The organism is Calothrix sp. CBUCES-K 9914, assembly GCF_059640475.1.
Genome location: NZ_JBXXZH010000389.1, coordinates 1 through 6,115, shown reverse-complemented (window position 1 = coordinate 6,115; position 6,115 = coordinate 1). Strand labels below are relative to the sequence as shown.

The 6,115-nt window shown below is 37.3% G+C and carries 7 protein-coding genes; all 7 read left to right on the top strand.

Annotation, left to right across the window (positions count from 1 at the left end; translation table 11 throughout):
- Positions 1–141: 141 nt before the first annotated feature.
- Positions 142–351 (top strand): DUF1016 N-terminal domain-containing protein, encoded by a 210-nt coding sequence (locus tag AC2JBO_RS42075; protein ID WP_496959575.1) that lies wholly within the window; start codon positions 142–144, stop codon positions 349–351.
- A 28-nt stretch (positions 352–379) separates the two neighbouring features.
- Entirely contained in the window at positions 380–712 is a 333-nt protein-coding gene (locus tag AC2JBO_RS42070; RefSeq protein WP_496959574.1) for a hypothetical protein, read from the top strand.
- Between the two features lie 3 nt (positions 713–715).
- Positions 716–1,120, top strand: a complete 405-nt coding sequence (locus tag AC2JBO_RS42065) for a hypothetical protein (protein WP_496959573.1) — start codon at positions 716–718, stop codon at positions 1,118–1,120.
- A gap of 116 nt (positions 1,121–1,236) precedes the next feature.
- Positions 1,237–1,707, top strand: coding sequence for a hypothetical protein (locus tag AC2JBO_RS42060; RefSeq protein ID WP_496959572.1), 471 nt, complete (start codon positions 1,237–1,239; stop codon positions 1,705–1,707).
- 396 nt (positions 1,708–2,103) lie between these two features.
- Positions 2,104–4,452 (top strand): DNA helicase PcrA, encoded by a 2,349-nt coding sequence (pcrA, locus tag AC2JBO_RS42055; protein ID WP_496959571.1) that lies wholly within the window; start codon positions 2,104–2,106, stop codon positions 4,450–4,452.
- A gap of 646 nt (positions 4,453–5,098) precedes the next feature.
- Positions 5,099–5,425, top strand: a complete 327-nt coding sequence (locus tag AC2JBO_RS42050; protein WP_496959570.1) for a hypothetical protein — start codon at positions 5,099–5,101, stop codon at positions 5,423–5,425.
- A 160-nt stretch (positions 5,426–5,585) separates the two neighbouring features.
- Positions 5,586–6,115: Uma2 family endonuclease (locus AC2JBO_RS42045; protein WP_496959569.1), on the top strand; the 530-nt coding region annotated here is incomplete at its 3' end.

Sequence of the window (6,115 nt, the reverse complement as noted above, 5' to 3'; positions counted from 1 at the left end):
AGCTAGCCAAAGCGCTGGGTGCAAAAGTCGTATTAATTCCAGAGCAAGAAACATGGTCGTAGCATAGGCGTCTCGCCTGTGCATTAGTCAATTGGTCAGGCGAGACGCCTAACCTACAGGTTATTTACACCATAAAAATTCATGACACGAAGCAGTAGTTTAATTCAAAAAGTTACAACTAGCCAGAGCATGAAACTTAAATATATGAGAGCTTTTGCCGAAGCATACCCAGACGAACAAATTGTGCAACAGGTTGTTGCACAAATTCCTTGGGGTCATAACGTCCGTATTTTAGATGCAGTTAAAGATACTAATGAGCGTCAATGGTGTACATTAAAATTAGCATGGTAGTTTTAAAGGGTATAGTTACAATATAATCATGACAGATGCATCAGAAGCTAATAACAGTCCCGACCCTTATGAAAACGAACTTTACTCAGGTTATACAGAAACTGAAATTATAGAAATACAGTCTTTAATGGCTTATTGGGATCGAGCAACTTATCCTACACTAGCAACTAGCATTGTTAAGCACGCAAAAAAACATGGCTTTGCTGAGGATTATCTTCGATACTTAAGAAAAGCCTCAAATTTTAACAAAAAAGGAGCGCGTAAGAAATTATTGCCAGATGGAGCGACACGATGGAATAAAGGAGACGAGTTTTTGATTGAACGTAACGGGAAAATCGTCACTTACGGAGAAAATGCATAAATTATGGAAACTCAAAATAACGTATCTACTCAATCACCTGATGGTTTTACTAAAGAGCGTATTCGCTTACTATCAATGCAATTAGACGAAATGTATCAAGAGATGAAAGCAGAACGTAGAAAAATTGCTAATTGGGAGGAGGAGCAGGAATTTTCCATTTTAGGGGTAATCGAGTTATTCTCAACAGATATTCAAGGATATGCTGAACAAGCGGTATTAAGTACCTCAGATGTCTCATTAAACAATAAAAGTGTGAATCATCTTCGACAACTAAATTTTTTCAATATAGACTATTTTGCAGAGTGGTATTTCCACAACTTAGAAATATATCCTCAAACCCAAAAATATATTGAGCAACTTGACCACTTGCGTTTGTTGCTAGTTGAGTATTTAGGAAGTAGCTTGTAGATATATGAGGTAACGTGAAGCGATGTATTGTATGTGTTACGATATGTTGTGTTATATGAAATTGTCGAGGAAGAATAATTTTATTGAAATAAATAACAAATAATATTGAATTATTTATGGAAAATATAGCTGCTCCAGATATTGATGATAATATTTTACATGAAATAAAGAAACTTATATCAAGCGATAAAGATGTGCGTAAAAACGCTGAAACAGAATTGTTTGATATGATTTGGATTATAGATTATCTAACTAATTTAGATGATAAACAAATTACAAAAATATTACCTGGATTAATCAAAATATGTATATACCGTTATGACCTGGCAGATTTAGTATATTTTGCTTTTAGAGATAAAAAAGTTTCTGAGGGTTCCACTGTAGATGATTTAACGGAGAATCAAATGATGGCTTTGCAGACAGTCATTGAGAATACTATAACTGGGAAAGAACAGGTTTATCAACGTGGTTTAGAATTTATGGGTATTAAATTTGTATCTTCTAGCTTAAGTTGCGATGCACGAAATAAGTTAATTAGATTTATGAGTGGTGAGAGACTCGAATATGATGAGTTTTTGGAAAAATGAAACCTCGTTTGTTATAGTCATTTCGTGAATCTTATTCTTGAATACAATGTTTGGCTTTTGCGGTGTTGTTAATTTGTGCTTGTGCCCAGTTTTGTAATTGCTCTAGGGTCATTTTGCTATTCTTTTACAGTATTAATTTGGTTATTTTACATTTTAGAGGCAAATGGTACTTACGAGGAGTGTTTATTATGTTGGCTGTAGTTTTATGTTGGGTTCCCTTTAGCCTCCACCCAACCTACGGCTACAATATTTAATTAATTCGGGTATTTCGCCCAGGACAGGCGCCCACACAACATAATACTTATAACTAAAATCCGGTAGGATAGTGTAGTGTAGCCGATAAGTATACATAAAATTATGTGAGGCTACGTCTGCTCCACACATTGCACTATGTCCATGACGACAACTACTAATTTTCTTAGCCACCTCAACCCCAGTCAACGCCGTGCCGTCGAACACTATTGTGGTCCTTTGCTTGTTGTCGCTGGCGCCGGCTCTGGCAAAACACGTGCGCTGACTTATCGTATCGCTAATCTGATTCTCGAACACAATGTTGAACCAGAGAATATTTTAGCGGTTACTTTCACCAACAAAGCCGCGCGGGAGATGAAAGAACGTATCCAAAAACTCTTCGCCGACCACATGGCGATGCAGGAATATGGAGAAAAGTATGATTTGTTACCCGATTTTGACCAGGTGAAGCTACGTTCGCGCGTTTATAAAAATGTTATCAAAGATATGTGGTGCGGTACGTTCCACAGTTTATTTTCGCGCATTCTCCGGTTGGATATAGATAAATACCAGGATGAGAACGGTCGCAAATGGAACAAAAATTTCTCTATATTCGATGACTCTGATGTCAACGCAATAATTAAGGAGATTGTTACAAAGCAACTCGACCTTGATGATAAAAAGTTTGAACCTCGTTCAGTACGGTATGCTATTAGTAACGCCAAGAACCAAGGTTTATCACCCAAAGAGTTTGAGCGTGAACAGCCTAATTATCGTGGTCGGATAATTGCTCAAGTTTACAGTTGCTATCAAGATAGGTTAGCGGAAAATAATGCGCTTGACTTTGACGACTTAATTTTGATACCAACAAGATTATTTCAACAAAATAAACAAGTTTTAAATTATTGGCATAGTAAGTTTCATCATATTTTAGTTGATGAGTATCAAGATACTAATAGAACACAGTATGATTTAATTCGCTTGCTATCTACTAATGGTGAAACTGATAAAAGTAATTGGAATTGGAATGACCGTTCAACCTTCGTCGTTGGTGATGCGGACCAATCAATTTACTCATTTCGCATGGCTGACTTTACCATTTTAATGGGTTTTCAGGGCGATTTTGGTGATGGTTTAGAAGATAACGAAACTAGCACGATGGTAAAGTTAGAAGAAAACTATCGTTCGTGTGAGAATATCTTAGAAGCTGCGAATTCTTTAATTGAAAATAATACAGAACGTATTGATAAAGTTCTCAAACCAACTCGTTCAGCGGGTGAGAAAATTTATTTGTTTAAAGCTGACGATGAAGTTGTCGAGGCTGATTTTGTTATCAACCAAATTCGTAGGCTTGAACGTGAAAACCCTGATATAGATTGGGGAAGTTTTTCTATATTGTATCGTACTAACGCTCAGTCACGTCCCTTTGAGGATTTATTAGTAAAATATCAAATTCCCTATACGGTTGTTGGTGGGTTTAGATTCTACGACCGTAAGGAAATTAAGGATATTTTGGCTTACCTCAAAGCTGTTGTCAATCCTGCTGATAGTGTTAATATACTGCGCGTTATTAATACTCCTAGACGAGGTATTGGTAAGTCAACGCTTGATACATTATCGCGCGCTGCCCAAGAGTTAGGTACTACTTTATGGGAAGTAATAAGCGATGAAACATCAGTTAATACCTTAGCTGGACGCGCGGCAAAAGCGGTAAATGGGTTTGCGGGTATTATTAAAAAGTGGCAAGAACAAATTGACACGCTTCCTGTTGCGGAACTTGTGCAGGGTATAATCGAAGATTCTGGTTACGTCCAAGATTTACATACATCGGGAACCGACGAAGCCCAAGATAGAATCGAAAATATCCAAGCGCTTTATAATGGTGTATTAGAGTTTCAAGAAGAAAACGAAGATAGCGGCACTCTACAAGGTTACTTAGAAAAAACTTCCCTTAGTTCCGATTTAGATAATTTGAAAGAAGGTGAAGCCGCAGTATCTTTAATGACATTACACGCATCAAAAGGGTTAGAATTTCCGATTGTTTTCTTAGTTGGTTTAGAGCAAGGACTATTTCCTAACTACCGTTCCATGCAAGACCCTGCTTCTTTAGAAGAAGAACGGCGCCTATGTTACGTTGGTATTACCCGCGCGCAAGAAAGGTTATTTATTAGCCACGCGCGCGAACGTAGATTATATGGTAGTAGAGAACCAGCCATTCGTTCACAATTTCTCGATGAACTACCTACAGAACTAATAGCAACACAACAAGGTGGGCGCCAAGCTAATGTTAGAACAGGTACAGGTAACATCAGAAACGAGCGAAGTGGCGCCAGTACAGGAACAACAGTAACAAAATGGCAAGTTGGCGACAGAGTACTGCATAAAACCTTTGGAGAAGGAGAAATTACACACGTATTTGACCCCAACAACAAAACCTCTGTAGCAGTTAAATTTCCCAGCTTAGGCACAAAAATCATCGACCCCAGAGTCGCACAACTACAAAAACTCAATTAACCTAAAAACTGTCACGCTGAACGCAGTGAAGCATCTATTAAAATCTCAAAATCTTTAAGATTCTTCGCTACGCTCAGAATGACAAATTATGTTTTTCGCCTTACATCATTGTTAATAGGAGCTAATTATGCGTTTACAACGAGTTCAAGTTCCTGATTTTAGAGTCTTAAAAAATATTGATCTAACTTTTTAAAAAGACTTTGTACCAAATATTTTTCCAATCGTAAGCCAAAACGGAGGTGGGAAAAGCACCCTTTTACAATTAATTTTTATATTATAAAGAAGGGAACTCTTAACGGGGAACTCTTAACAGGATGTTCTCCGTTAAGAGTTCAAAAAAGAAATGCGCGTTCTGGGTTTAAAGCCCAGTTTAAAAAAGGATGTTTTTCGAGTAAGCGAAGCGCGAAGAAAAACAGCGTCCTTGTTTCAATCCCACCCCTTTTAAGGGTGGGTACACTGTTAAGAGTTAAGAGTTAAGAGTTGCCTCTGAAAGTTTATACAAAAAATGTAAAGTAAATCAATCAAATATTGCACAGCATCGGATTTGGACGACAGGTCTAATTCATAAAGAAGCATATTTTTGATCCCCGATGTTCAAGAAGTCTTTGATAGCTTTTCCTGTTCCCCTAACTATAAAGGAAAAACTTTGGCGCTGAACGATATTTATATAGATATGGCAGATTCAATGTGCGATGACCTTGATTTGAGCAATAACTTTGAAAGAGCAACAAATCGCATCAGCTACTGCTCTAGATTAGATTGTAGTGGAATAAGTGAGTTAGTAAATTCGTTGAAAAAACAATGTAGCGCACTTCTTGATGAACAAGAGTATTCAGAGATAGTTTTTGCTCTACTAACAATCAAAAAAGCAAAAGATTATTGGAAATTAATTCATCCCTCAACCGACTGGATGCGTTCAGCAGAGATTTTTAGAGAGCAGTTATTGTTGGCGATAGGAAGATTTTATTCTTAAAATACTGATGATGCTAGATATCATATTCCATTTTTATTAAAAAGCTTATATTAAAAATTAGATTATTTGCAACCTGAATACGTGTTGGTAAGATAAGGAATTTATGTATGTTAAAATGTAAGGCACAACCTGCCAGACTTTTAATGGAGACTTGCACGTTATGGTACGCACACCATCTAAACCTTTGACATTGGAAGAGTTTCTGAAACTACCAGAAACTAAACCAGCTAGCGAATACATTGATGGAGAAATCATTCAAAAGCCAATGCCGAAAGGAAAGCATAGTATAATTCAAACGGAATTACCTGCTGCGATCAATCCAGCTTTGAAACCTCAACGTATTGCACGAGCTTTGTCTGAGCTACGTTGTACATTTGGTGGTCGTTCAGTTGTGCCTGATATATCTGTTTTTACCTGGGAGCGCATACCGTGTGATGCGAATGGGGAAATTGCGAATATATTCCTTGATGCTCCAGATTGGACTATTGAAATATTATCCCCTGAACAAAGTCAAACAAAAGTGACAAAAAATATTTTACATTGCCTCAAACATGGCACAGAAATGGGTTGGCTTATTGACCCAGACGAGCAAACTGTGTTTGTTTATATGGGAGAAACAGTACAACTATTTGATGAACCTCAACAGCAATTACCCGTACCGACTTTTGCGAGCGAATTTAAATTAACAGT